Source organism: Sinorhizobium numidicum, from assembly GCF_029892045.1.
In the GTDB taxonomy this organism is placed as follows: domain Bacteria; phylum Pseudomonadota; class Alphaproteobacteria; order Rhizobiales; family Rhizobiaceae; genus Sinorhizobium; species Sinorhizobium numidicum.
Genome location: NZ_CP120368.1, coordinates 728338 through 753415, shown reverse-complemented (window position 1 = coordinate 753415; position 25078 = coordinate 728338). Strand labels below are relative to the sequence as shown.

Here is a 25078-nt window from a genome sequence, read left to right as displayed (position 1 = left end):
TTTCCATGTCAGCCGGATTTGCTTTATGCAAGCTGAAGGCCTATCCAGACGAGCTTCATCCAAGGCGACGGCAATCCGATCGAAATGACAAGACAGATCCTGCAGAAATTGCGCGCTTCCAGCCTGCGGTCGCGGCTGCGCCGCCGCTACTTCGTCTGGTCGGCGGCGATCGGAGTGGGTCTCGCTATCGGCTACAATGTGGCGCTGCCCTTGCTCGTTTCGACGACCGGCGCCCGCGCGACGATGGAGCGGATGCTCGACGCCTGGTCGGGCGGCAAGAGCAGGATCAGCGGAGAGCCCGAAATCCGGTTCTGGCCGGAGCCCATGCTGACGCTCCCCTCCGCGACCATCGAATCGCAAGGGCCAGACTCGCGTGAGCTTGCGAGCATTGGCCGCATCACCGCCTCGTTCAGCTTGCTTTCGGCTCTTCGCGGCGAACATACGCTCGACGACATTCGCTTCGTCAATCCGGTCATCACGATCGAGCGGGCAGCCGACGGTACGATCAACTGGCAAAGGCCGCACTGGCTCGTTCCACCGGAAACGGCGATCCCGGAAGAGGATAGCCCATTCGGCGACATCGCGATCGAGAACGGCCGACTTCGCGTCATCGATCGAATGGCCGGTGATAACAGCGTCGACATTCCCGGTATTTCCGGCACGGTCAAGTGGCCTTCCTTCGCAGGACGGTTGAGTGCGCAGGTGTCGGCGAACGTCGGCGGGGAAGAAATCGCCTGGGCATTCGTGTGTGAGGAACCGCTGGCTCTTTTTGCCAGGCGCAACTCGCCGCTCAAAACATCGCTGACCTCTAGTCTCCTGACCTTTTCGTTCGAAGGTACTGGCAATCTTTCGATGCAGCCCTTCGCCTCCGGCCATTTGCAGATGTCCGCGCCCTCGCTTGCAACGCTCGTCGCATGGTACCGCGGCGGCTCGGAAACGACGCTCCCAGCAGGTGCCTTCAGCATCGACGCCAAGGTGACCACCGCTGAGAAGGCGCTCAAGCTCGAGGAACTGCAGCTTGCGATGGGCGGCGCCGGCGCCACCGGAGTGCTGGATATTGCGCTTCCGGCCGGTCAAACGCCGCGCATCGAAGGGACGCTCGCCTTCGACCGCATCGATCTCAACGGCCTACGCCCGCCGACGCTGGAGCGGACCGACGGCGACGATCGCGTTTGGCGGATGGCGCAAGCCCTTGCCGGCGCCTGGCGCGCCGATCTTCGCCTCTCGTCTCAAGAGGTGCTTGTCGGCCCGTTGCATCTGACGGACGTTGCCGCCGGCGTGATGATCGACGGCAGCCGCGCGTCGCTCGATATCGGCGACAGCACCTATGCGAACGGCAGCCTCAGCGGCCGCGCCGTTCTCTCGGACAAAGGCCTCGAGCATGGCGGCAGGCTGCAGATGAGCCTGAAAGATGCCGATTTCGCCGCCGTGCTCGACGGTTTCGGTCTCAAGGGCCCGGTCCCCGGCGGCAGGGGAATTCTCAACATCGATATCGCGACGGACCATGCTTTCTGGGCGACGAGCCTGGCGGATGTTTCGGGCCGTCTTACTTACTCGCTGACAAATGGCAGCCTTGCCGGATTCGATGTCAACGCGTTTACCGATCTCGTCCGGAAAGGCGAGTTCTTCTCGCTGTCGCAAGCAAGTGAGGGCACTTTCGACTTCCAGACTGCCGAGTTCGAAGCAAGCTTCCAAGCCGGCACGGCTCGGCTGGACCGGGCGGATTTTGCCGGATCCTCCAGCAAAATGTCGGTGACCGGGATCATTCCCTATCGCAACGGCAGCCTGGCACTCGCCGGAGCGCTGGAAACCGCAGGAACCGCGAGCGAGCCATTGCGCTTTTTCGTCGGCGGCTCCTGGCCGAACGCTGTGATCTCTCCGCTCTCCGTTCTGCCGAAATGAGATGCTGCATGCTTCCTTAAATCGGCACCGATTCAAGGAAGCAGCAGCAATTCGAAGTGCTACAGCGACCTTTGTGCGGCTGAAAATGCCGTCAACCTATTGCGGCAAAGGCCGCCCGTTCATCCCTCTCGCGCTGGACCTCCCGCCGCTTCGTCACGATCGAAGCGATGATCACACCCAAGGCGACGACACCGATCAGGATCGTGCAGATGGCGTTGATTTCCGGCGTCACGCCGAGACGAACCTGGCTGTAGATCTTCATCGGTAGGGTCGTGGCGCCCGGGCCGGTGGTAAAGCTTGAGATCACCAGGTCATCGAGCGAAAGCGTGAAGGCAAGCACCCAGCCTGAAAAGACGGCCGGCGCTATCACCGGCAGGGTGATGGCAAAAAAGGTTCTTACCGGCGTCGCACCAAGGTCCAGCGCCGCCTCCTCGATCGACTGATCGAAGCTCAAGAGGCGCGACTGCACGACGACCGCGACGAAACACATCGTGAAAGTGATATGCGCAAGCGTGATCGTCCAGAAGCCGCGGTCGAGCCCGATGGCCACGAAGAGCAAGAGTAGCGAAAGGCCGGTGATCACCTCTGGCATCACCAGCGGCGCGTAGACCATGCCGGAAAAAAGCACTCGGCCGCGAAAACGCGTGTAGCGCACTAGCGCGAGTGCCGCCAACGTTCCGAGCACCGTCGCGGAAGTGGCCGAGAGGAACGCTACCCGAATGGTCACCCAGGCGGCGTCCAGGAGCCCCTGATTGTGCCAGAGCTGGGCGTACCACTTGGTAGAGAAACCGGCCCAAACCGTCACGAGTTTCGACTCGTTGAACGAAAAGATCACCAGCAGGACGATCGGCAGGTAGAGGAAGCCGAAGCCGAGAACGACGGAGGCAATGTTGAAGCGCGACCATCTTTCCATTTCTATTTCTCCTCGCCGTCGGCCTTCGCCTGGATATTCTGGAAGTAGACGATCGGGATGACGAGGATCAGCAAAAGGATCGTCGCCACGGCGGAGGAGACCGGCCAGTCGCGGTTGGAATTGAATTCGTTCCAGAGCGTCTTGCCGATCATCAGTGTTTCCGAGCCACCGAGCAGATCGGGGATCACGAATTCGCCGACGGCCGGAATGAAGACGAGCAGGCAGCCCGCCACGACGCCTGGCAGCGACAGCGGGAATGTGACGCGCCAGAACGCCGTGCTCGGCGTGCAGCCGAGGTCCTGCGCTGCCTCGGTCAGCGAGTGATCCATCTTTTCAAGTGCCGAGTAGATCGGCAGCACCATGAAGGGGAGATAGGAATAGACGATGCCGATGTAGATCGCCGAGTTGGTGTTGAGGATGATCAGCGGCTGACCGGTGACATGAACGGACATCAGGAACTGATTGAGCAAGCCTTCCGGTTTCAAGATAGCGATCCAGGCATAGACACGGATCAGGAAGCTCGTCCAGAAAGGCAAGATCACCAGCATCAGCAGCGTCGGCCGGATCGAGCGCGGCGCCTTCGCCATCCCGTAGGCGATCGGGTAGCCGATCAGAAGCGTCAGGAACGCCGAAACGCCGGCGATAATGATGCTCGACACATAGGCGTTGAAATAGAGAGCGTCCTCTGTAAGCCAAACATAGTTGTCGATCGACAGCTCCCTGATCTTCTCGAGAACGCCCGAGACGCCGCCGGCAAGGTCGAAGACGGGCGTGTAGGGTGGCATGGCGATCGCCGTCTGCGAGAGCGAGATGCGGAAGACGATGAAAAACGGAATGAGAAAAAAGAACAGTAGCCAGGCATAAGGAATGATGATGACCAGGCGGCTGAACAGGGCTGAGGCAAGTTTCGCCATGGTTTCAATCCTTCAACACGACGCCCGCGTCTTCGCCGAACGAGATCCAGACCTGCTGGTCATAGCCGAACGGATCCTCGATCGCGCGCACGGCGTTGAGCGACGATGCCTTGATGACCTTGCCGTCCTTCAGCCGGACGTGGAAGACGGTCATGTCGCCGAGATAGCCGATGTCCCAGATTTCCCCCTCGGCCGCGTTTGTCGGCGCGTGCGCGGGTGCCTGCCGGCTGATCCTGATCTTTTCGGGCCGAACGGCGACGGCGGCCCTGGCGCCGTTCGCTAACCGCTCCGACGAAGCCATGCGGATCGGCATCCCGCCGGTGGTTTCCACACGGACATAGCCCGCCTCGACCGAAGCCACGGTCCCGTCGAATATGTTCACATCGCCGATGAAGTCGGCAACGAAGCGCGAATTCGGGGCCTCGTAGATTTCGGCCGGCGTCGCCACTTGAACAACCTTGCCGTGGCTCATGACGGCGATGCGGTCGGCCATGGTCATCGCCTCTTCCTGATCGTGGGTGACGACGACGAAGGTGAGGCCGAGCTCCTGCTGCAGATCCATCAGTTCGAACTGCGTTTCCTCGCGCAGCTTCTTGTCGAGCGCGCCGAGCGGTTCGTCGAGCAGCAGGACCTTCGGGCGCTTGGCGAGCGAGCGGGCGAGTGCCACGCGCTGGCGCTGACCGCCGGAAAGCTGGTGCGGCTTGCGCTTGGCGAACTTCTCGAGCTTGACGAGCTTCAGCATCTGCGCCACGCGCCCGGCGATATCCGCCTTCGGCATGCCGTCCTGCTTCAGACCGAAGGCGATGTTGTTCTCAACCGTCATGTGCGGAAACAGCGCGTAGGATTGGAACATCATGTTGACGGGCCGCCGGTAGGGCGGAATGCCCGCGAGACTCTGGCCGTCGAGGATGATTTCCCCAGAGGTCGGCTGCTCGAAGCCGGCGAGCATGCGCAACAGGGTAGATTTTCCACAACCCGATGCGCCGAGGAGGGCGAAGAATTCGCGCGTATAGATATTCAGCGAAAGATCGTCGACGGCGGTGAAGTCACCAAACTTCTTGGTCACGTTTTTGACGGAAATGAACGGTTTGGAGGCGGGGTCCGCCCATGGTGCGAACGAACGCCGGATACTACCGAGAGACTTCATCATCTATCCCCGAATGCCACAGCCAACGGGGTCACTGCCTGTCCGGTGCCCGTTGTATTTCAAGAGCGGATTGGGGCAGCGCCCGCTCCCCGCGGCAGCAGCTCTCGTTCCTCATCCACTCTAAGAAAATGCCCGGATTTTTCAGGTCCGGGCATTTATGTTTCCGCTCTATTGACCGGTGACGATCTTGGTCCAGAGCCGGGTTAGCACCCGCTGCTCCTTGGGCTCGAATGGCGTAACCGTGAAGAGCTTCTGCATCACCTCGTCCGACGGGTAGATGGCCGTGTCTTCGAGCACCTCCTTGTCCAGGAACTGCTGGGAGGCCTTGTTGCCGTTGGCGTAGAACACGTAGTTCGACGCCTTGGCGATGACTTCGGGTTTCATCAGGTAGTTGATGAACTCATGCGCTTCGGCAACATGCGGCGCATCGGCGGGGATCGCCAGCATGTCAAACCACATCTGCGCCCCTTGTACCGGGATCGAATAGTCGACGGTTACACCCGCCTTGGCTTCTGCCGCGCGGTCGCGCGCCTGGAAGATGTCACCCGAGAAACCGACCGCGAGGCAGATGTCGCCGTTTGCCAGCGCATTGATGTATTCCGACGAGTGGAACTTGCGCACATAGGACCTTATCTTCGTGAGCACCTCTGCGGCCTTGTCGAGATCAGCCTGATCATGGCTGTCGGGGTTGAGCCCCAGATAGGCAAGCGCAGAAGGAATAATGTCGGTCGGCGAATCGAGGAGATGGATGCCGCAATCCTTGAATTTCGCCGCGATCTCAGGATTGAAGATGACGTCCCAGTTCGGCTTCTCGTCGGTGCCGAGAATTTCCTTCATCTTTTCGACATTGTAGCCGATGCCGGTCGTCCCCCACATGTAGTCGACGGCATATTCGTTGCCCGGATCGTACTGGGCCGTACGCTCCATGATCACGTCCCACATGTTCGAGAGATTCGGCAGCTTCGACTTGTCGAGCTTCTGGAACACGCCCGCGGCGATCTGGCGCTGCAGGAAATATGCGGTTGGGACGACGACATCGTAGCCGGAGCTGCCGGCAAGCAGTTTCGTTTCGAGAATTTCATTGGAATCGAAGACGTCATAGACGACCTTGATGCCGGTCTCCTTGGTGAAGTCTTCAAGAATGCTGCTGTCGATATAGTCAGACCAGTTGTAGACATTGACGACCCGCTCCTGTGCGTAGGCGAGCGTGGCCGATCCCGCCAGCACTGCGGCCGCCAAGGTTGCGACGATGAGTTTGGACATGCAACTCCCCTCTTATTGTCGGTTGGAGACAAGCCGCCTGTTCCCGCGCGGTCGAGCCCCGTCTGTCGATCGTTCCGGTGCCGAAGTTAGGCATGTTTCGCAATAAGCTCAAGCGCTTTCACGCCGGACGAAGATACGATCCCGGATCGGATGCGCTTTGGCAAGCGCAAGCAAAAACGGGCACTTACCGCCGCGGATCAACAGCGCGCCTGTCTCGATCTGAAGCATGTGCCGGCGTTAACCATGGCAGCAACATCCCAGGCCAAGCGCGCGTTTACCATTGATTAACCCTACCGGAGATGCTTCTTTACCGACGGTTGTGCATCAGCGTCCAGGCCCCAAGTCATGAGTAAGCGAGACCGCAGGATCGATCCGAGGGAACTGAAACGCCTCTCCGTGCTGGAACCGCGAAAATCACTAACTGCAATCGCCTCGGATTGGGCGATTATCGCGGCGGCGATCGCCGCCAGCGAATATGCCGGCCATCCCATCGTCTATGTGATCGCCGTCACCTTGATCGCCGGTCGAATGCACGCGCTCGGCTGTCTTGTCCACGAAGCCGCCCACTACCGCATCATTCGCGATCGCAAAGTCAGCGACTGGATGGGTGACGTTCTGCTGGCCTGGCCTATCCTCGGAACGGTCGACGGCTACCGGCAGAACCATCTCGCCCACCACCAGCACGCCAACACCGACCACGATCCGGACTGGACGTCGAAAGTCGGCATGGCGCAATTCACTTTCCCGCAGAAGCTGGCGCGCGGTATCACCCAACTGCTCGGCTACCTCGTCGCAATCAATTCGATTCGCGACCTCATGCACATGGCCAGGCGGATCGGGAAAAGCGACCGTTCCACGCGCGGCTACAAGGCTCTTCGGCTCGGTTTCTATCTCGGTGCCACCGTGGTTTTCACCATTCTTGGCATCTGGCGCGAGTTCGTGATCTATTGGCTCGTGCCGTATTTCACTTTCTTCTGCCTCTTTCTCTATGTCCGTAGCGTCGCCGAGCATTTCGGCAGCATGGACTACAGCGACGAACTGACCAGTTCGCGAACCGTCTATCCGCATGCCTGGGAGAAGCTGTTCTTCGCGCCCCACAACATCAATTACCACCTGGAGCATCACCTCTATCCCGGCGTGCCTTACTACAATCTGCCGGAACTGCACGCGATCCTGATGCGAAACGAAGCTTATGCGGCAAAAGCGCATATCACGCGCGGTTATACGACCGGGCTTCCCGCGGAATGCTTCGCGTCGAACGCGCCGCTGCTGCCAAGCCAGCATCCCGCCAGCTACTGAAAATCGAAGACGCTCAGCCCCGTCACCATTTCATCGAGCCCAAGCGGACGGGTGACGGGCGGCTCAGCGCGCGCCAGGCAGCCCTGCCGCTCACAAAGGCGACAGGCCGGGCCAACGGGGACTGCCGCCATCCGCGCTGCACCATAAACAGTGTCCCCAGCGAAACCGGCCTCGCAGCCGATGAGAAGCGCCGTGCGTCTCACCCGCTCCTGAAAACCCGCCTGCGGCCCGTCGAGCGCCCGCGCGATCACCAGGAACTCGCTGCCGTCCGGCATTTCCACGTGGTCGACGAGGATCTGTCCAGGGACCGCGAAGGCGGCATGAATGTTGAGCTTGGGACAGGAGCCGCCGAAACGGGTATGCGGGAAGCCTTGCGCTCCGGCGCGACGCAATCGATGGCCGGCATTGTCGATTTCCATCAGGAAAAATGGGATACCGACGGCACGGGGACGCTGCAACATCGTCAGGCGATTGGCGGCCTGCTCGAAGGACACCTGGAAACGCGCACTCAACACATCGACATCGTATTTTGCGCGCTGTGCGGCCGCATGGAAGGCTGCATAGGGCATCAGCAGCGCATGGGCGGCGTAGCGCGCAAGTTCGAAACGGCCGATCCGTCGCGCTTCGGCAGTCGAGAAGCGGAAGTGTTCCAGTTCAGCGGCGATTGCCTCGTGACCGGCGATCGACGCCACTTCCATCGCGATTTCCCGTGTCTGATCGAAAGGCGACAGGCGCTCGGAAATGAAGAGGCGCATGGAGTGGCGATCGAAGCGGCGGCGCAGGTTCGGCATTGCGTGCACCGGCAGGGTCCTGACGACAAGGCCATGCTCCTTTTTCAGCCAACTCTTGAGGGCTCCGGCCAGATCGTCACCGGGCGAGAGATGTGCGTGGAACGCCTCCATCGCCTCCTCGATGCGCGCGAAATGATTGGGCCGCGCCTCGAACGCCTCGCGCACTTCGTCGATCGGCAATCGCGCATCCGAAAGCGCCGCCATGTGCCCTTGGCCCGCCAAAAGATCCGCGAGGTCCTTCAGGCGCGACGCCTGTTCGCGATAGGCTCGATAGAGTTTGACGATGCCGCCTGAGACGTTCGGCGCCGCTTCGGCAACTTCGATCAGTTCCTGATCTCCCGGAAGCTCGCCGGCCAACAGCGGATCGGCAAAGACCTCGCGCAATTGCCCGAGCCCGCCACCCGCCTTGCCCTGCAATTCATCCAGGTCGACCTTGTAGACCGAGGAGAGCTTGAGAAGCAGCTGCACCGTGAGCGGCCGCTGATTGCGCTCGATCAGGTTCAGATAGGACGGCGAGATACCGAGCGCCTCCGCCATCGCCGTTTGCGTCAGTTGAAGGCCATTGCGGATTCTCCTGACCCGTGGCCCGGCGAAAATCTTGTTCTCGGCCATTTGTAACTTCCTTTACAGATCAACGATCCGAACCTGTTTAACAACTTTTACAAAATTACAGATCCGCCTTGTCAAACACAAGACAAGCTAACCCTTTTTGATCCTGGCGCTCCACCCTTTTTCATAGCGTCCTTATGCAGCGCAATGTAAAAACTGTCACATGATCTTATCGCCTGAAACGGCGTTAGACGAAGGTCGAAGAATTATGAATTTCGCGAGGAAAAAATAATGACTGATTTTTACAAGCTCGTCCTCACCGCGCCACCCGGCCGCTTCGAAGGCGTCGAACGTCCCTATTCCGCCGACGATGTGAAGCGGCTCAGAGGTTCGATCGAAATCCGTTATTCCCTTGCCGAAATGGGCGCCAACCGCCTCTGGAAACTCATTCATGAGGAAGACTTCGTCAACGCGCTCGGTGCGCTCTCGGGCAACCAGGCGATGCAGATGGTTCGCGCCGGCCTGAAGGCGATCTATCTCTCCGGCTGGCAGGTCGCCGCCGACGCCAATACGGCTTCCGCCATGTATCCGGATCAGTCGCTCTATCCGGCCAATGCGGCGCCGGAGCTGGCGAAGCGGATCAACCGCACCCTGCAGCGCGCAGACCAGATCGAGACCGCGGAAGGCAAGGGCCTCTCGGTCGAGACCTGGTTCGCACCGATCGTCGCCGATGCCGAGGCCGGCTTCGGCGGGCCGCTCAACGCCTTCGAGATCATGAAGGCCTTCATCGAGGCGGGTGCGGCGGGCGTCCACTACGAGGACCAGCTTGCGTCGGAAAAGAAATGCGGTCATCTCGGCGGCAAGGTGTTGATCCCGACCGCGGCGCATATCCGCAATCTCGATGCCGCGCGGCTTGCGGCCGACGTCATGGGCACGCCGACGCTGGTCATCGCCCGTACCGACGCGGAAGCGGCTAAGCTTCTGACCTCGGATATCGACGAGCGCGACCGGCCCTTTGTCGACTACGACGCCGGCCGCACGGTCGAAGGCTTCTACCAGGTGAAAAACGGGATCGAGCCCTGCATCGCCCGCGCCATCGCCTACGCGCCGCATTGCGACCTCATCTGGTGCGAAACCTCGAAGCCTGATCTGGAGCAGGCGCGCAAATTCGCCGAAGGCGTGCACAAGGCCCATCCCGGCAAGCTGCTCGCCTATAATTGCTCGCCCTCGTTCAACTGGAAGAAGAACCTGGACGACGCGACGATCGCCAAGTTCCAGCGCGAGCTCGGCGCGATGGGCTACAAGTTCCAGTTCATCACGCTCGCCGGCTTCCATCAGCTGAACTACGGCATGTTCGAACTGGCGCGCGGCTACAAGGAACGGCAGATGGCCGCCTATTCGGAGCTGCAGGAAGCGGAATTCGCCGCCGAGGCAAACGGCTACACCGCGACCAAGCACCAGCGCGAAGTCGGCACCGGCTATTTCGACGCGGTGTCGGTGGCGATCACCGGCGGGCAGTCATCGACGACCGCCATGAAGGAATCGACCGAGCACGACCAGTTCCTTCCGGCGGCCGAATGAAAAAAGAGGGGCGCGCGGCAATCCCTGCCCGTCGCGCGCCTGGCGGGAAGCTCGAACCGAAGCGACACAACTTTAAGGGAGCAGTCCAATGACAGTACAGACACGCGTCAAGGAACGGGCCGAGGAACAGTCATCGGCCATGACAACGGAACAGCAGGCAGCCATCCGTATGGTCGCCAACGACCTGCATCGCCTCAATCAGTCGGTCATGAAGGCGGTCGACGCGGGCGTCTCGGTCGAGCTCGTGCGCTCGGCGCGCCATCACGGCGGTGACGGCAACTGGGGCGATCTCTTGATCCCGGTCATCGTCACCCAGGGACGGACGTGATGATTGCGCTCGCATCGGCTGCGGCCGCGCTCCTGCTCTGCTCCGTAAGCTGGCAGGAAATGCGCGTTACAGCGCCGTGCGTCTTTTCAGACGCGCAAAGGACATCGTAACACTTTGAACTGCTGCATGGTTTTGTCCTTATCGGCTCCGATTTTAAGGAATCATGCAGTAGGAGGCTGGAGGCTCGCTCCATCCCACTAGGCCGTCCGCGTGGGCCGAGCCTGAACTGACGGCCTAACCGGCGATCATGCCATATCGGCCGGCGGCAACGTCGGCCGAAAAGTATTTATCGGATCAAGCAGAGTTCCGCCGCGGCCGCTTGCCGGCAAAGAGATCCGCATGGCTGCGCAGCAGACGCGTCATGCGATCGACGACGGTGCGGATGTCCCGCCGGTGGCGGTCCTCATTGTTCATGACGATCCATTGCCGGTGCCTGAGCGGCTCGATTTCGTCGCCCGCCCGCTCGAGCTGCGGATCAAGATCGCCGACGAAACAGGGCAGCACCGCCTTGCCGGCGCCGGCGCGCGCGAGATCAAGCAGCGAACGGGGGCGGCTGACGGTCGCAACGATGCGGCCAGACGCATGCTCGTGCGGCCAGCGCAGATAGGCCGACAATGCTTCCTCTTCGGCAACGGCTACCCAGCGCTCCGTTCCGCTGGACGTGTTCTTCTGCCGATAGGCGGCATAGGCGACTTCGCCGATCAGCCGCGAAGCGAGGTAAGCCTCTTCCGGTTCGAAGGCGCGGATACCGACGTCGCTCTCGCGGTAGGCCAGGTTCGCCCGCGCCTCACCGATCGACAGCGAAATGCCGAATGTGTCGCGCTCCGTGCAGATCGCGGGAAAGTTCTCGGCGATCAGCCACGAACCCCACGTGCCAGCCGCAACGCGGACGACGGTAGCCCCCTCGCCCTCCTTCTGCCAACTCTCGACCTTGCGGGCGGCCGCCTCCATCTCCTGCAACTGCTCGAAGAGGAACCGGCCGTCCGCGGTCAACGTGTATCCGGTCTGGCTGCGGATGAAGAGTGCGCGCCCGGTGTGCTCCTCGAGTTCCAGCATGCGCCGGCCGATGGTGGCAGGGCTGAGCCCCATAATCTGTGCTGCTCCGGTCAGCCCGCCGCCGCGCGCCACGGTCATGAAACAGCGGAATACGTCCCAGTCAACGTTTTTCATGAGTGAAAAACATATGGGGAAATCAACTGTATGTAAACCAGTTTCAGATGCATAAAAAGGGGATGCCCAAACACAAGGAGCATCACCATGGATATGATGGCAATGGCCTATATGTTCGACCTGCTTTCGAAGAACCGCCCGTGGGATGAGGCGTTCGAACCTCGCCCGCCAAGCCGGACCGAGCGGCTCGCGACACGATTGCTGTCCACGGTCATCCGCAAGCGGCGACCGGTGGAGACGTGCAGGGATTATGAAAGCACTCGGACCGCTTCCTGCGAAGGTGGCATCAAATGAATGCGCCGCGCATCTACAGCGCCGTGCGTCTTTTCAGACGCACAAAGGTCGCTGTAGCACTTTGAATTGCTGCATGTTTTTATCCTTAAATCGGCTCCGATTTAAGGAAACATGCAGTGGGATGCGCGGCGCTCCATCTTGCTTGCAGCAGCATCCATCCGCCTTGCGGTTGTTCCGCTACGCCGCGCGATAAACCTGGCCGGCTCCGGTTTCCGGCTCCAGGCGAAACTGTTCGACCAGCATCATCAACGTGTCCGCCTGGTTGGCCAGCGCCCGACTGGTGGCCGTCGCCTCTTCCACCATCGAGGCGTTCTGCTGCGTCATCTGGTCCATCTGGTTGACGGAACCGTTGACTTCGTTCAGCGCCATCGCCTGGTCGCGGCTTGCGGTCGCGATCATCTCGACATGCTGGCTGACGGAGACGATCTGGGCGCTGATCGAGGCGAGCACCGCGCCTGTCTCCTTGACAAGCAACGAGCCGGAATTGACCTCTTCGGTCGATTTGTTGATGAGGCCCTTGATTTCCCGGGCCGCCTCGGCCGAGCGTTGCGCCAGTTCCCGGACTTCCTGCGCGACCACGGCAAAGCCTTTTCCGGCCTCGCCGGCGCGTGCGGCTTCGATACCGGCATTCAGGGCGAGCAGGTTGGTCTGGAAGGCGATATCGTCGATCACCTCGATGATCTGCTCGATCTGCCGCGAGGCCCCTTCGATACGCCCCATCGCGGCAATCGCGTTGGTGACGACTGTCGCCGAGCTGTCGGCGCTCTTCTTGGTCTGCGACACGGCGTGGTTCGCCTCATGCGCACGTTCGGCTGACGAGCGCACCGTTACGGTGATCTGGTCAACCGCGGCCGCCGTCTCCTCGAGCGATGCAGCCTGCGCTTCCGTGCGCTTGGACAACGCGTCGGCGGAATGATGCATGTCCGCTCCGCTTTGCTGGATCGCCTGGGCGTTCGCGCGGATCTGCGCCAGCGTGTCCTGAAGACGGATAAGCGACCCGTTGAAATCCATCCGTAACTGCTCGAGCCGGCCATGGAACGGAACCGCGATCTGCCGCGACAGATCGCCCTGTGCCAACCGTCCGAGGCCCGCCGCAAGCTCGCTGACGGCCAGATCGATCTGCCGGTCGAGTTCACGCTTTTCCGTATCGTTGCGGCTGCGCTCGGCCTCGGAGCGGGCGCGCTGTTCCTCGCTTTCGGCCTCGATGCGTACTTTCGAAAGGGCATTTTCCTTGAAGACGCCAAGCGCGCGCGCCATGTCGCCGATCTCGTCGCGTCGCGCATCGCCGTCGATCGAGGTATCGAGCATGCCGTCGGCGAGCCGGCGCATGGCGGCGGTGATCTGGCCGATCGGTTTCTTAAGCGTGAGCGTCAGCGCGATGCCGGCGAGAAGAGCGATCACGACGCCGGCGATCGTCGCGGCTACTGAAATCTGATTGGCTTCCTCCCTCTCCGTGCCTGCGGCAACCTTCTGCTGCTCGGCAAACACGGTGAGATCGCCCCAGATCGCGTTGATCGACGCGCCAGCAGCATTGAATTCGGCGGTCCGCTTCTGCGTGATCTCGACCAGGGCGACGCCATCCTTCTTCATCACGTTGACGATCGGCAGAAGCGTATCGGCTGTGACATCGAAGAAGCTCATGCCCTTGGCGACCCCGCGCAAGGTCGTCAAGTTGGCCTGAACGGCGAGAAATTTGTCCAGAAGCTTCTGGCGGTTTTCCTCGGTCGTGCTGCCGAGAAACGCGGCGGCGGCGATCTGGATATCGGTAATCGATGCCGAGAGCCTGCGTGTCGCGGTCAGGACGGATTCGGTACTCGCTATCTTGCCGTCGAGTTCGCTGAAGATTTGCGTCGCTTCGCGCATCTTGCCGACGGAAGCCGCCTCCAGGCGGAAGCTCGCCGTGCGGAAGCGATCGACATACTTCGCAAGACCGGCGAGGGTTTCCGGGCCGGCCGGCTTGTTAACAAGTGAGCCGATCGCGCTTGCAGACGAATTGACGGTATCTGCGAGAGATTTTTCGCCCTTCGGCAGCAGCACGAAAATGTCGCGCTGCGTGCGGCCGACCATTGGAAAGCGGTCTTTTGCGACCTTTAGCTTCTCCTCGATCGTCGTGACTTTGCTGACCTCGGTCGCGAATTCTGTGTAGAAACGGCTCGCGCGCATGAGCTTCTCGGCGTTTCGCAGCATCGTCTTCGCAGCATTCTCATCCTTGCGCACGGCGTATTGCAGTCGGTTCGCCTCGTCATTGATCTTCACCTGTTCGGCGACCAGGCGCTCCAGATTGGCCTTCGTCGCGCCGCGCAGTTGCTGCTCACCGACATGAAGCGTCCAAAGCTCGTCGATGCGCGCTTCGATATCGGTCGTCGCGGAAATCGCGGCACCCAGTTCGTTTTCCCCGTTCTGCCCGGCGACCTGCGCGGCCGTCTGCGCCAGAATGTCCTTCTGCGCGCCAATCGTGGCCTGAACTGCCTGCCGGCTTTCTTCGGTGGTCTTGTGCAGGAAGTTGTTCATTCCGGCATAAACATCCTTGAAGCCGCTCAGCGTCTGCAGAACGCTGTTGGAAATCTCCATGCGGCCCTGAAGCAAACCCGAGGCATAGAGGCCGGTAATGCCGACAGCCGAAATGCTGACGACGAACGGCAGGATGAAGAACAGCACCTTCGTCTGAATCTTGAACCGGGCAAGAATCCGATCAATGAACATGGAAAACACCTTGGCTCCCAGCTAGCATTTCGCCTCCCCCGGTGGCTCGAAGCGTCCAATCGTCTCGAAGGCCGAAATTCGAGGCGAACGCGCGGGCGCACCCGGTGCGCAAACAGGCTGATGTTTTTGGAAAGTCATGCGGAGCACGCCGCCAGTCCGTCGGCAATCATTGCGGGACCGCGCCACCTCACGGGCAGCGACGCCCTGACGGACTCACTTGTTGCTCATATTCATTTTGAACGATTAAGATTTGTATAAGCGCGGTCGGTTACTGAAAGCCGCCCCACAGCGCCGCGAATCCTTTCAGACGCGGGAAGCGCCTGCCTCGCCTCTCAGAAAGAGGGAAATATCGCGTAGGCCAGGACAGTAAAAAGGGCGAGAACGGCAGCAAATGCGATCAGCTCATTCTGCGAACGGCTTCCACCGGTGCGGCTGATGGCGATAGCGCGGGGACGGCGGCGTTGCTGGGTCATGGCATTCCTGTCCTTGTCATTGGCCGGCAAGGCCGATGCCGCCTTGCCCATGCGCATCATGGTGCAACCATCCTGCCGCCAGGGTAAGTCCATGAAATGGAAACAGTGTGGTCTCCATTCGTGGACCGTTCGGCCGGCCTTGCAGCCATGAAAGCAGGTTCAGCCATTTCCCTTAACAATGGCTGAAGGTGCAAATCACCATTTTTGGCGGATGGTTACACGTCTTGACCGGCGGCAAAACCGGAGGCCCAGGCCCATTGGAAATTATAGCCGCCGAGCCAGCCTGTAACGTCCACGCATTCGCCGATGAAATAGAGGCCCGGAATGCTCCGTGCCTGCATTGTTCTCGAATCGAGTGCGCGCGTGTCGACCCCACCGAGCGTCACTTCGGCGGTTCGGTAGCCCTCCGAGCCGGCTGGCTTGAGCGTCCAGGCCTGAATGGAGGTCGAGAGCGCATCGATGGCCTTGTCCGAGAGATCGGCCAACAACCGCCCCGTCAGCTTTGCTTCCTCGGCAAAAAACTGTGCCAGCCGTCGCGGCAGGATGTCGGCCAGCGCGGTCTGCACCGCGTGACGCCCGTTCGTCCGGCGCATTCCCCTGAGAATGGACGCGATATCGATATCCGGCATCAGCCGCAGCACGATCTCGGCGCCTTCGCGCCAATAGGAGGAAATCTGCAGGATTGCCGGCCCGCTCAGCCCCCGATGAGTGAGCAACACCGCTTCGCGAAAGGCAGCCTTGCCGAAACGGGCCTCGGCATCGGCGGCGACGCCGGCAAGGGCGGCGAGCTTTTCGAGTTGGGCCTGGTCGAGGGTCAGGGGAACCAATGCCGGCCGCGTCTCCACGACCGGCAGACCGAACTGCTCCGCGATCTTATAGGCAAGACCCGTCGCTCCCATTTTCGGGATCGATTTGCCACCGCTAGCAACGACCAGCGACGTGGCCTCGATCGTTCCGGAATTCGTCGCCAGGCGGAAGCTCGATTCTGCGCTTTCGACGGCCGAGATCGCCGTCTCCAGCCGCAGTTCCGCACCTGCCTTCTCCATCTCGGCGAGCAGCATCCGGATGATATCCTTGGCCGAGTGATCGCAGAAAAGCTGCCCCAGCGTCTTCTCGTGCCAGGCGATGCCATGCCGCTCGACAAGCGCAAGGAAATCCTGCGGCCGGTAGCGGGCGAGCGCCGATTTGCAGAAGTGCGGATTGTCGGAGAGGAAGTTCCTCGGGCCCGCATGGATGTTGGTGAAATTGCAGCGGCCGCCGCCGGAAATACGGATCTTTTCCCCAGGCGTCTTGGCGTGGTCGAGCACCAGCACGCGGCGCCCGCGCTTACCCGCCTCGATGGCGCACATCATGCCGGCGGCGCCCGCGCCGATGATTACCACGTCCTGTTTCTCTGCCACGCAGTGCCCTCTTCACGTTTCCGCTTTCCTTCCCGATGACGAACGCAAGAGTCAATCGTCAACCGCTCTACAGCGTCGTGCGTCTTCTCAGGCGCACAAAGGTCGCTGCAGCACTTTGAATTGCCGCATGTTTTCATCCTTAAATCGGCTACGATTTAAGGAAACATGCAGTAGCCAATTACCAATCTGCGGCTATGATGCGCTATCCGAAGCGAAATCCGGTGATTTATGCCATCCAAGAGAAGTGTTGCCCAACAGACAACAAGGATCAGCAAAAGTTCGAAAATACCCGTCGCGCTCCATTCTGCCCGAGGCGTGAAGACCTGGAAGGAGGCGGTCGACTGGCTCAAGATCCGCGGCATCGAAGACATCGAGTGCATCACTCCCGACCTTGCCGGCGTGCCGCGCGGCAAGATGATGCCGACCTCAAAGTTCACCTCGAACACCTCGCTCGCTCTGCCGTCAGCGATCTACCGCCACACCATTTCCGGCGAATATCCCGAGGAAACCGGTCAGTTCCGCTACGATTCGCGCGACAGCGACATCAAGCTGGTGCCGGATCTTTCCACCCTTTCCATCGTTCCGTGGGAAACCGACCCGACGGCGCAGGTGATCTGCGATATCGCCGGCTCGCAGGGCGAGCAGATCAGCTACACGCCCCGCAACGTTCTGAAGCGCGTCGTCAATCTCTACCGCCAGAAAGGCTGGAAACCGGTCGTAGCGCCGGAGATCGAATTTTACCTCGTCGCGCAGAATGACGATCCGGATTATCCGCTGCGCCCGCCGAAGGGCCGCTCCGGCCGCTCGATCCTTGGCGGCCAGGGCTATTCGATTGCAGGCATCAACGAATTCGACGAGCTGATCGACGACATTTATCATTTCTCCGAGAAGCAGGGTCTGGAGATCGACACGCTGATCCACGAAGAGGGACCGGCCCAGCTCGAAATCAATCTGCGGCACGGCGATCCGATCGAGCTGGCCGATCAGGTCTTCCTGTTCAAGCGCACGATCCGCGAAGCAGCGCTGAAGCACGGCATCTATGCCACCTTCATGGCAAAGCCGATGCAGGGACAGCCGGGCTCCGCGATGCACATCCACCAGTCGGTGATCGAGATGAATACCGGCCGCAATCTCTTCTCCAATGCGGACGGCGCGCCTTCCAAGGAGTTCTTCTCGTTCATCGGCGGCATGCAGCATTACGTGCCGAAAACATTGTCGATGATGGCGCCCTACGTGAATTCGTATCGGCGGCTGACCCCCGACATGTCCGCGCCCGTGAACACCGCCTGGGGTTACGACAACCGGACCACGGCCTTCCGAATTCCCGTTTCCGATCCGGCCGCCAGACGCATCGAGAACCGCCTGCCGAGCTCCGACGCCAACCCCTATCTGGCGCTCGCCGCCTCGCTCGGCTGCGGCTATCTCGGCATCATCGAGGGCCTGCATCCGAGCCCGCCCAGCGACGATACCGCCAACGAAGGCGAAATCGATCTGCCGCGCGGACTGCTCGAGGCCGTTTCGCTGCTCGAATCGGAGCCATCGCTCGCCGACGTGTTCAGCGCCGAGTTCATCGCCATATATGCCGGCGTGAAGCGCGGGGAATTCGAAACCTTCATGCAGGTCATCAGCCCTTGGGAACGCGAATTCCTGCTTCTGAATGTCTGATCCGCGAGACGTCCCCATGATCTGGCAAAGCCCTATCTCTCCTGGAACCTCCTTGTATGAGGCGACAGTTCCGGAGCGACCGCCCTATCCGACAATGCCGGGCTCGCGCAAGGCCGATGTCGCAATCATCGGCGGCGGCTATACCGGCCTGCAGGCGGCATACAATCTCGCGCGGGCCGGCACCGACGTCACGCTGATCGACGCCTGCCGTTTCGGCGATGGCGCGTCGGGGAGAAACGGCGGTCAATTCGGAACAGGCCAGCGCGCTTGGGCCGACGAGGCGGAAGAGGCGCTCGGCCATGAGCGCGCGCAACTGCTTTTCGGCATGGCGGAAAATGCCAAGCGCTATGTGCTGGATTTCGCAGAAACACACGGTATCGACATCGAGTTCGTGCCCGGTCAACTCTCCGTCAGCCATAAGAAGAGCCTCGAAAAAGACTACCGTAATCACGTCGACGCAATGGCCGAGCGGTTCGGCTATCCGCATCTTACCTTCATGGACCGCGAGGAGACCGTGAGCCGGCTCGGGTCGAGCCACTATCATTTCGGCATAAGAGACACGGGCACCGGCCATATCCACCCGATGAAGCTGCTCGTCGGCCTGGCAAAACAGGCAGCGCTCGCAGGCGCCAAGCTCTTTGAGCAGACCAAGGCGTTGAAGATAGAAAAGCAGGGTGGCGCGATCGTCATAGAGACGACCCACGGAACCATCACGGCGGATCGCGCGCTGATCGCCTGCAATGCCTACATCGGCAATCTCGAGCCGGTAACCGCCAGCCATGTCATGCCGATCCGTTCCTTCATCGGTGCGACAACGGCTCTATCCGATCATCCGGAAGTTCTTCCCGGCGGCGAGTCGGTCGATGATTCGCGTTTCGTGGTGCGGTATTTCCGCAAGTCGAAGGACGGACGGCTGCTTTTCGGCGGTCGCGAGGCCTATACGGCCGACAACCCCCGCGACATCTCCAGTCACATCCGCCGCCAGATCAGCGAAATCTATCCGGCGCTCGCCAATATCGAGATCACGCATGCCTGGGGCGGCTCGGTCGGCATTACCATGCCCCGACAGCCGTTTTACCGCGAGGTTATTCCGGGCGTTACCACAATTGGCGGTTATTCCGGCCATGGCGTCATGCTCTCCAACTATTGCGGCAAGCTTTTCGCCGACCTGACGCTCGGCAACAAGACCGAACTTGATCTTCTTGGGGATCTGAAAATACCGGCCTTTCCGGGGGGAATGCGATTCCGCTCGGTACTCCTTTTTCTCGCTCTCAGCTGGTATGCCCTGCGCGACCGGTTCTGAAACGCAGGCGCCACCCGAACGCGCAAATAGCTCTTCGACGTGTTCGTCCGGAGCATTTTATCCGGGTTCCACCTGGGGGTAGGATGCACTACTAAGTGTACAGCGCCGCTATTTTGTTGCGCCGCACCCTAGCCTTTTTAAATCGATTAGAATATACCTGGCCCCAGACTGAACGAGATCGAGATATCCCATGAGCAGCCAGATCATACCCGTCGAACCTTTTGACTATGTCGTGTTCGGGGGCACCGGCGATCTTGCGGAGCGCAAGTTGCTGCCGGCGCTTTACCACCGGCAGATCGAGGGCCAGTTCACGGAACCGACGCGGGTCATCGGTGCCTCGCGCGCAGCCCTCACCCACGAGGAATATCGCGGATTTGCGACCGCCGCACTGAAGGAACATCTGAAGCAGGGCGAGTTCGACGAGGCGGAAGTGGAGAAGTTCACCTCTCGTCTCTATTACGTCTCGGTCGACGCCAAGTCCGATCAGGGCTGGGATACGCTCAAGAAAGCTCTCGAAGAAGGCAGGGATCGCATCCGCGCCTTCTATCTCGCCGTCGGCCCGGCGATCTTCGGCGATATTTCGGAAAAGATCCGCGATCATAAGCTCATCACCAAGAACACCCGCATCGTCGTCGAAAAGCCGATCGGGCGCGATCTTGCCTCGGCGACGGAACTCAACGACACCATTGGCAAGGTGTTCCGCGAAGAGCAGATCTTCCGCATCGACCACTATCTCGGCAAGGAAACGGTGCAGAACCTGATGGCGCTGCGCTTCGCCAATGCGCTCTATGAGCCGCTGTGGAACTCCGCCCATATCGACCACGTGCAGATCACGGTGTCGGAGTCGGTCGGCCTCGAAAACCGTGCCGGCTATTACGACAAAGCGGGCGCGCTGCGCGACATGGTGCAGAATCACATTCTCCAGCTCGTCTGCTTCGTCGCCATGGAAGTGCCAACCTCGATGGACGCGGAGGCCGTGCGTGACGAGAAGCTCAAAGTGCTTCGCGCACTGAGGCCGATCACCTCCGGCAATGTCGAGCAGGTGACGGTGCGTGGCCAGTATCGCGCCGGCGCATCCGCGGGCGGCCCGGTCAAGGGCTACCTCGAGGAGCTTGAAGGCGGCGTTTCCAACACCGAAACCTTCGTGGCGATCAAGGCCGAGGTCAGCAATTGGCGCTGGGCCGGCGTACCGTTCTATATCCGCACCGGCAAGCGCATGGCAGGCCGGATGTCGGAGATCGTCATTACCTTCAAACAGATCCCGCACTCGATTTTCGACCACAGCGCCGGGCGCATTTCGGCCAACCAACTGATGATCCGCCTGCAGCCGAACGAGGGCGTCAAGCAATCGCTGATGATCAAGGATCCCGGACCGGGCGGCATGCGCCTCAGGAACGTTCCGTTGGACATGAGCTTCGCCGAGGCCTTCAGCGTGCGCAACGCGGATGCCTATGAGCGGCTGCTGCTCGACGTGGTCCGCAACAACCAGACGCTGTTCGTTCGCCGCGACGAGGTAGAGGCCGCCTGGCAATGGATCGATCCTATCCTCAAGGCGTGGGAAGCGACGGGACAGCAGGTGCAGGGCTATACCGCCGGCACCTGGGGCCCGAGCCAGTCGATCGCGCTGATCGAGCGCGACGGCCGCACCTGGAACGATGCGATCTAGGGCCGATCCATGAGCGCAACCCTGCACACATTCGAGAACGGAACCGCGCTGGCTGAGGCGCTTGCAGACGCAGTCGGCGACAGGCTCGCGGCGGCAATCAAAGAGCGCGGGACGGCAAGCATCGCCGTCTCTGGCGGTTCCACACCCAAGGCTTTCTTCCAGGCGCTTTCGCAGCGCGAGCTCGATTGGACGCGAGTAATCGTCACGCTTGTCGACGAACGCTTCGTGCCGCCGGAAAACGATCGTTCCAATCACGGGCTTGTCGCCGCCAACCTCCTGCAAAACAAGGCTGCAGCGGCGCGTTTCGTGCCGCTCTATCGTGCCGCGGCCACCGCGGAACACGCTGCGGCAATGGCAAGCGAAGCGACTGCAGGCTTTGCTAATCCTTTCGACATCGTTGTTCTCGGGATGGGAACGGATGGCCATACGGCTTCGTTCTTTCCCGGTGGGACACGCCTCAGGGAGGCGATCGATCCGGCGACGCCACGCAGCGTGATCACCATGAACGCCGACGGCGCCGGTGAAACGCGCCTCACCTTTACCTTTTCGAGCCTTCAGGATGCCGGGTTTCTGGTCCTGCATATTGAAGGCGACGGCAAGAAAGAGGTCCTTGCCCGGGCGGAAGCGCCCGGCGACGAGATGGAGATGCCGATCCGTGCCATGCTGAGGCGCGCAAGATCGCCGTTGCAGATCTATTGGGCGCCGTAACACGGTCCGGCGGGGAGATTTGGAGTGTCCCGGTTTTTTCGGTGGGATCACCGGAGCGGAGGGATGCTCCAGCACGAAGGAGCGATTCTCGCTGCATAATTCCTTAATTCACGACCGAATTGACGGTAAATTATGCAGCAATTCAAAGCGTTACACCGGCACGTGCGCCTCTGCAAAAGCGATGCCGCTGTAAGCCGATGACAGGATGAAGATGAGGAGTCCCAAGACTCCGGAATAGGATTTGCCATGTCCGCCGATTCCCGCATTGCCGCCATTACCGCCCGTATCGTCGAGCGTTCGAAGCCCTATCGCGAACCCTATCTCGATCGGATCCGCAGCGCCGCGGCGAATGGACCGCACCGCAGCGTGCTCGGCTGCGGCAACCTCGCGCACGGATTTGCCGTCTGTTCCCCCGCCGAGAAGGTGGCGCTCGCCGGCGACCGCGTTCCCAATCTCGGCATCATCACTTCCTATAACGATATGCTCTCGGCGCATCAGCCGTTCGAGACCTATCCGGCGCTGATCCGGGAGGCGGCCCATGAGGCCGGCGGCGTCGCGCAGGTCGCCGGCGGCGTGCCGGCGATGTGTGACGGCGTCACCCAGGGGCAGCCCGGCATGGAGCTGTCGCTCTTTTCGCGGGACGTGATCGCGATGGCGGCAGGCATCGGCCTCTCCCACAACATGTTCGATTCCGCCGTCTATCTCGGCGTCTGCGACAAGATCGTCCCGGGCCTGGCGATCGCGGCGCTTACCTTCGGGCACCTGCCCGCGGTCTTCATTCCGGCAGGCCCGATGACCTCGGGACTGCCGAATGACGAGAAAGCCCGCGTCCGGCAGCTCTTCGCCGAGGGCAAGGTCGGCCGCGACGAGTTGCTGGAGGCGGAGTCGAAGTCCTATCACGGTCCCGGCACCTGCACCTTCTACGGTACCGCCAACTCCAACCAGATGCTTATGGAAATCATGGGCTTCCACTTGCCCGGCGCTTCCTTCATCAATCCCGGCACACCGCTTCGCGACGCTCTGACCAAGGAGGCGGCGAAGCGGGCGCTGGCGATCACCGCACTTGGCAACGAATTCACACCCGCCGGCGAGATGATCGACGAGCGGTCGATCGTCAATGGCGTCGTCGGCCTGCATGCGACCGGCGGCTCGACCAACCACACGATGCACCTCGTCGCGATGGCGCGCGCCGCCGGCATCGTGCTCACCTGGCAGGACATTTCGGAACTCTCCGACATCGTGCCGCTGCTCGCGCGCGTCTATCCGAACGGGCTTGCGGACGTGAACCACTTTCACGCGGCCGGCGGCATGGGCTTCCTGATCAGCCAGCTCCTCAAGAAAGGCTTGCTGCATGACGATGTCCGGACGGTCTTCGGTCAGGGCCTCAATGCCTATGCGATCGACGTGAAGCTCGGCGCCAACGGCGGCGTGCGGCGCGAGCCGGCGCCCGAGGAAAGCGGCGACTCGAAGGTGCTCGCAACCATCGACCATCCGTTCCAGCATACCGGCGGCCTCAAGATGCTGACCGGCAATCTCGGCAAGGCGGTCATCAAGACTTCAGCCGTCAAGCCGGAACGCCACGTCATTGAGGCGCCGGCCAAGATCTTCCACGATCAGGCGGGACTGAACGCCGCATTCAAGGCGGGCAAGCTGGAAGGCGATTTTGTCGCCGTCGTACGCTTCCAGGGTCCCAAGGCCAACGGCATGCCGGAACTACACAAACTGACGACGGTGCTCGGCATTCTGCAGGACCGCGGCCAGAAAGTCGCAATCCTCACGGATGGCCGCATGTCGGGCGCATCGGGCAAGGTTCCGGCCGCCATTCATGTAACGCCGGAAGCAAAGGATGGCGGTCCCATCGCCCGCATCCAGGAAGGCGATATCATCCGCATCGATGCCGTTCACGGAACGATCGAGGTGCTGGTCGAAGATATCGCGCTGAAGACGCGTGTGCCCGCGCATATCGATCTCTCCGATAACGAGTTCGGCATGGGCCGCGAACTCTTCGCCCCATTCCGCCAGATCGCCGGCTCGGCCGATCATGGAGCAAGCGTACTCTTTCACTGAGGCGTCGGCACCGTCACAGCGTTACGGGATCGGCCCGGGAGGCATATCATTCCGACCGTCGTAGCGCTCGACTTCGAGCGTGAATACACATCCACGCCCTCAATGCACCCGGCATTGAGGGAAACGCTGGCGTTTGGATAGCCACTGCGCATGATCGCGGTGCCGCATGTCGGGCAGAAATGATGGCCCTCCGTGATGCCGCGCCAGACGTAGGTCGACATCCGGCGCTTTTCCGTGACGAGCCTGACAGCGGCGGCATCCACCTTCCAGTGAAGGAAGCCCGAGCGCCGACACGTCGAATAGTTGCACTCAACGAGCCGCGAAAGTTCAGCCTCGACCTCGATCGCGATTCCGCCGCAGTGACAGGAAAGACGATAGGGTCGTTGCATGGCGGCTCCCTCGCTTGCGCTGCGTCATGTGGTCAATCGATCATGTGTCGATCGAGCTTTCCGCGTTTATCGATAGATGTCGAGCGTGCGATTTCGGTGGCTCGGATGCGTGCTGTAGACGAAAATCCGGTTCAGATCGCGATCGCTCAGCAGCCGCAGGAAGCGGGCCTCAATGATGTTGTTGGCGTGAACGCGCTTCAGCAGGCAGCCGATCAGCGGGATGCGGGCGCTTGGGATATCGAGGTAGAAGTTCTGCGGGAGCTGAAACTGCGTGAGAATGCTGATGACGGCGCTGCTCTTGGAGAGCTTGATAATCTCGCAACGGCGTGACGAAAGATTTTGAACAGCCTTCTCCGTGAACTCGATACGCGCCTCGTTTCGCGTATCTTCCATCGGGAAGTTTACCTCCCGATCGTACATGAACGACTCTTCCTTGTTGAGAAAGTGCCGGTGCATCATGGGAGCTGCGCTGCTCATCGAACTCGCCTTTCGTATTTTGTTTGCAACCACGCTAACCCCTGAAATTTAACAGAGAGTTTGGCCGGTCTCGAAA

Annotated in this window: 22 protein-coding genes; 11 read left to right on the top strand and 11 right to left on the bottom strand. The window is 60.9% G+C overall.

The window, feature by feature from the left end:
• Positions 1–84 precede the first annotated feature (84 nt).
• Positions 85–1902 carry an AsmA family protein gene (locus PYH37_RS14680; protein WP_280735661.1) on the top strand — a complete coding sequence of 606 codons (1818 nt, stop codon included), beginning with the start codon at positions 85–87 and terminating at the stop codon, positions 1900–1902.
• A gap of 91 nt (positions 1903–1993) precedes the next feature.
• Here the strand turns inward: PYH37_RS14680 and PYH37_RS14675 are convergent, their stop codons facing one another.
• The 4 genes from PYH37_RS14675 to PYH37_RS14660 all read right to left on the bottom strand — a co-directional run bounded on the left by PYH37_RS14675 (position 1994) and on the right by PYH37_RS14660 (position 6139).
• Positions 1994–2815 carry an ABC transporter permease subunit gene (locus tag PYH37_RS14675; RefSeq protein WP_280735660.1) on the bottom strand — a complete coding sequence of 274 codons (822 nt, stop codon included), beginning with the start codon at positions 2813–2815 and terminating at the stop codon, positions 1994–1996.
• 2 nt (positions 2816–2817) lie between these two features.
• Positions 2818–3729, bottom strand: a complete 912-nt coding sequence (locus PYH37_RS14670; protein ID WP_280735659.1) for an ABC transporter permease subunit — start codon at positions 3727–3729, stop codon at positions 2818–2820.
• A gap of 4 nt (positions 3730–3733) precedes the next feature.
• On the bottom strand, positions 3734–4876 hold the full coding sequence (locus PYH37_RS14665; RefSeq protein WP_280736048.1) for an ABC transporter ATP-binding protein: 1143 nt from the start codon (positions 4874–4876) through the stop codon (positions 3734–3736).
• Positions 4877–5044: 168 nt separating this feature from the next.
• Complete coding sequence (locus PYH37_RS14660; RefSeq protein WP_280735658.1) at positions 5045–6139, bottom strand: polyamine ABC transporter substrate-binding protein; 1095 nt, start codon at positions 6137–6139, stop codon at positions 5045–5047.
• Between the two features lie 150 nt (positions 6140–6289).
• Between PYH37_RS14660 and PYH37_RS14655 the strand changes: the two genes are divergently transcribed.
• Both PYH37_RS14655 and PYH37_RS14650 read left to right on the top strand, forming a co-directional pair.
• Positions 6290–6427 carry a hypothetical protein gene (locus PYH37_RS14655; RefSeq protein ID WP_280735657.1) on the top strand — a complete coding sequence of 46 codons (138 nt, stop codon included), beginning with the start codon at positions 6290–6292 and terminating at the stop codon, positions 6425–6427.
• Positions 6428–6484: 57 nt separating this feature from the next.
• A complete protein-coding gene (locus PYH37_RS14650) occupies positions 6485–7438 on the top strand; it encodes a fatty acid desaturase family protein (protein WP_280735656.1) in 954 nt (317 codons plus the stop codon).
• Here PYH37_RS14650 and PYH37_RS14645 read toward each other — a convergent pair.
• Entirely contained in the window at positions 7432–8841 is a 1410-nt protein-coding gene (locus PYH37_RS14645) for a helix-turn-helix domain-containing protein (protein ID WP_280735655.1), read from the bottom strand. The genes PYH37_RS14650 and PYH37_RS14645 overlap by 7 nt on opposite strands.
• A 228-nt stretch (positions 8842–9069) precedes the next feature.
• Between PYH37_RS14645 and aceA the strand changes: the two genes are divergently transcribed.
• Both aceA and PYH37_RS14635 read left to right on the top strand, forming a co-directional pair.
• A complete protein-coding gene (gene aceA / locus PYH37_RS14640) occupies positions 9070–10359 on the top strand; it encodes an isocitrate lyase (RefSeq protein WP_280735654.1) in 1290 nt (429 codons plus the stop codon).
• An 88-nt stretch (positions 10360–10447) separates the two neighbouring features.
• On the top strand, positions 10448–10687 hold the full coding sequence (locus PYH37_RS14635; RefSeq protein ID WP_280735653.1) for an SMc00767 family acetate metabolism repressor: 240 nt from the start codon (positions 10448–10450) through the stop codon (positions 10685–10687).
• A 294-nt stretch (positions 10688–10981) separates the two neighbouring features.
• On the opposite strand, the gene PYH37_RS14630 is transcribed toward PYH37_RS14635, so the two are convergent.
• The gene (locus tag PYH37_RS14630; protein WP_280735652.1) at positions 10982–11857 is read right to left on the bottom strand and encodes a LysR family transcriptional regulator; all 876 of its coding nucleotides are present in this window, start codon (positions 11855–11857) and stop codon (positions 10982–10984) included.
• 87 nt (positions 11858–11944) lie between these two features.
• Here PYH37_RS14630 and PYH37_RS14625 point away from each other — a divergent pair, with 87 nt between their 5' ends.
• A complete protein-coding gene (locus tag PYH37_RS14625) occupies positions 11945–12151 on the top strand; it encodes a hypothetical protein (protein WP_280735651.1) in 207 nt (68 codons plus the stop codon).
• Between the two features lie 177 nt (positions 12152–12328).
• On the opposite strand, the gene PYH37_RS14620 is transcribed toward PYH37_RS14625, so the two are convergent.
• The 3 genes from PYH37_RS14620 to PYH37_RS14610 all read right to left on the bottom strand — a co-directional run bounded on the left by PYH37_RS14620 (position 12329) and on the right by PYH37_RS14610 (position 16727).
• Entirely contained in the window at positions 12329–14854 is a 2526-nt protein-coding gene (locus PYH37_RS14620; RefSeq protein WP_280735650.1) for a methyl-accepting chemotaxis protein, read from the bottom strand.
• Positions 14855–15186: 332 nt separating this feature from the next.
• Positions 15187–15387: a hypothetical protein gene (locus PYH37_RS14615; RefSeq protein WP_280735649.1), complete on the bottom strand. Its 201-nt coding sequence runs from the start codon at positions 15385–15387 to the stop codon at positions 15187–15189.
• Positions 15388–15542: 155 nt separating this feature from the next.
• A complete protein-coding gene (locus PYH37_RS14610) occupies positions 15543–16727 on the bottom strand; it encodes a BaiN/RdsA family NAD(P)/FAD-dependent oxidoreductase (protein WP_280735648.1) in 1185 nt (394 codons plus the stop codon).
• A gap of 228 nt (positions 16728–16955) precedes the next feature.
• Between PYH37_RS14610 and PYH37_RS14605 the strand changes: the two genes are divergently transcribed.
• The 5 genes from PYH37_RS14605 to edd all read left to right on the top strand — a co-directional run bounded on the left by PYH37_RS14605 (position 16956) and on the right by edd (position 24136).
• Entirely contained in the window at positions 16956–18392 is a 1437-nt protein-coding gene (locus PYH37_RS14605; RefSeq protein WP_280735647.1) for a glutamine synthetase family protein, read from the top strand.
• A 16-nt stretch (positions 18393–18408) separates the two neighbouring features.
• A complete protein-coding gene (locus PYH37_RS14600; RefSeq protein WP_280735646.1) occupies positions 18409–19695 on the top strand; it encodes an NAD(P)/FAD-dependent oxidoreductase in 1287 nt (428 codons plus the stop codon).
• 190 nt (positions 19696–19885) lie between these two features.
• Positions 19886–21361, top strand: coding sequence for a glucose-6-phosphate dehydrogenase (zwf, locus tag PYH37_RS14595; RefSeq protein WP_280735645.1), 1476 nt, complete (start codon positions 19886–19888; stop codon positions 21359–21361).
• A 9-nt stretch (positions 21362–21370) separates the two neighbouring features.
• Positions 21371–22069 (top strand): 6-phosphogluconolactonase, encoded by a 699-nt coding sequence (pgl, locus tag PYH37_RS14590; protein WP_280735644.1) that lies wholly within the window; start codon positions 21371–21373, stop codon positions 22067–22069.
• 246 nt (positions 22070–22315) lie between these two features.
• Positions 22316–24136 carry a phosphogluconate dehydratase gene (gene edd, locus PYH37_RS14585; protein ID WP_280735643.1) on the top strand — a complete coding sequence of 607 codons (1821 nt, stop codon included), beginning with the start codon at positions 22316–22318 and terminating at the stop codon, positions 24134–24136.
• Here edd and PYH37_RS14580 read toward each other — a convergent pair.
• Complete coding sequence (locus tag PYH37_RS14580; protein WP_280735642.1) at positions 24130–24525, bottom strand: GFA family protein; 396 nt, start codon at positions 24523–24525, stop codon at positions 24130–24132. The genes edd and PYH37_RS14580 overlap by 7 nt on opposite strands.
• A 66-nt stretch (positions 24526–24591) precedes the next feature.
• Positions 24592–25002 (bottom strand): hypothetical protein, encoded by a 411-nt coding sequence (locus tag PYH37_RS14575; protein ID WP_280735641.1) that lies wholly within the window; start codon positions 25000–25002, stop codon positions 24592–24594.
• Positions 25003–25078: the final 76 nt, after the last annotated feature.

Bases quoted from the DNA above. Each gene is read 5' to 3' on its own strand.
- PYH37_RS14655 (WP_280735657.1), top strand. From the start codon at position 6,290: ATGCGCTTTGGCAAGCGCAAGCAAAAACGGGCACTTACCGCCGCGGAT.
- PYH37_RS14665 (WP_280736048.1), bottom strand. From the start codon at position 4,876: ATGAAGTCTCTCGGTAGTATCCGGCGTTCGTTCGCACCATGGGCGGAC.
- PYH37_RS14600 (WP_280735646.1), top strand. From the start codon at position 18,409: ATGATCTGGCAAAGCCCTATCTCTCCTGGAACCTCCTTGTATGAGGCG.
- PYH37_RS14675 (WP_280735660.1), bottom strand. From the start codon at position 2,815: ATGGAAAGATGGTCGCGCTTCAACATTGCCTCCGTCGTTCTCGGCTTC.
- edd (WP_280735643.1), top strand. From the start codon at position 22,316: ATGTCCGCCGATTCCCGCATTGCCGCCATTACCGCCCGTATCGTCGAG.
- PYH37_RS14635 (WP_280735653.1), top strand. From the start codon at position 10,448: ATGACAGTACAGACACGCGTCAAGGAACGGGCCGAGGAACAGTCATCG.
- PYH37_RS14650 (WP_280735656.1), top strand. From the start codon at position 6,485: ATGAGTAAGCGAGACCGCAGGATCGATCCGAGGGAACTGAAACGCCTC.
- PYH37_RS14660 (WP_280735658.1), bottom strand. From the start codon at position 6,139: ATGTCCAAACTCATCGTCGCAACCTTGGCGGCCGCAGTGCTGGCGGGA.
- PYH37_RS14625 (WP_280735651.1), top strand. From the start codon at position 11,945: ATGGATATGATGGCAATGGCCTATATGTTCGACCTGCTTTCGAAGAAC.
- PYH37_RS14680 (WP_280735661.1), top strand. From the start codon at position 85: ATGACAAGACAGATCCTGCAGAAATTGCGCGCTTCCAGCCTGCGGTCG.
- pgl (WP_280735644.1), top strand. From the start codon at position 21,371: ATGAGCGCAACCCTGCACACATTCGAGAACGGAACCGCGCTGGCTGAG.
- PYH37_RS14670 (WP_280735659.1), bottom strand. From the start codon at position 3,729: ATGGCGAAACTTGCCTCAGCCCTGTTCAGCCGCCTGGTCATCATCATT.
- PYH37_RS14605 (WP_280735647.1), top strand. From the start codon at position 16,956: ATGCCATCCAAGAGAAGTGTTGCCCAACAGACAACAAGGATCAGCAAA.
- PYH37_RS14615 (WP_280735649.1), bottom strand. From the start codon at position 15,387: ATGATGCGCATGGGCAAGGCGGCATCGGCCTTGCCGGCCAATGACAAG.
- PYH37_RS14575 (WP_280735641.1), bottom strand. From the start codon at position 25,002: ATGAGCAGCGCAGCTCCCATGATGCACCGGCACTTTCTCAACAAGGAA.
- PYH37_RS14630 (WP_280735652.1), bottom strand. From the start codon at position 11,857: ATGAAAAACGTTGACTGGGACGTATTCCGCTGTTTCATGACCGTGGCG.
- zwf (WP_280735645.1), top strand. From the start codon at position 19,886: ATGAGCAGCCAGATCATACCCGTCGAACCTTTTGACTATGTCGTGTTC.
- PYH37_RS14620 (WP_280735650.1), bottom strand. From the start codon at position 14,854: ATGTTCATTGATCGGATTCTTGCCCGGTTCAAGATTCAGACGAAGGTG.
- PYH37_RS14580 (WP_280735642.1), bottom strand. From the start codon at position 24,525: ATGCAACGACCCTATCGTCTTTCCTGTCACTGCGGCGGAATCGCGATC.
- aceA (WP_280735654.1), top strand. From the start codon at position 9,070: ATGACTGATTTTTACAAGCTCGTCCTCACCGCGCCACCCGGCCGCTTC.
- PYH37_RS14645 (WP_280735655.1), bottom strand. From the start codon at position 8,841: ATGGCCGAGAACAAGATTTTCGCCGGGCCACGGGTCAGGAGAATCCGC.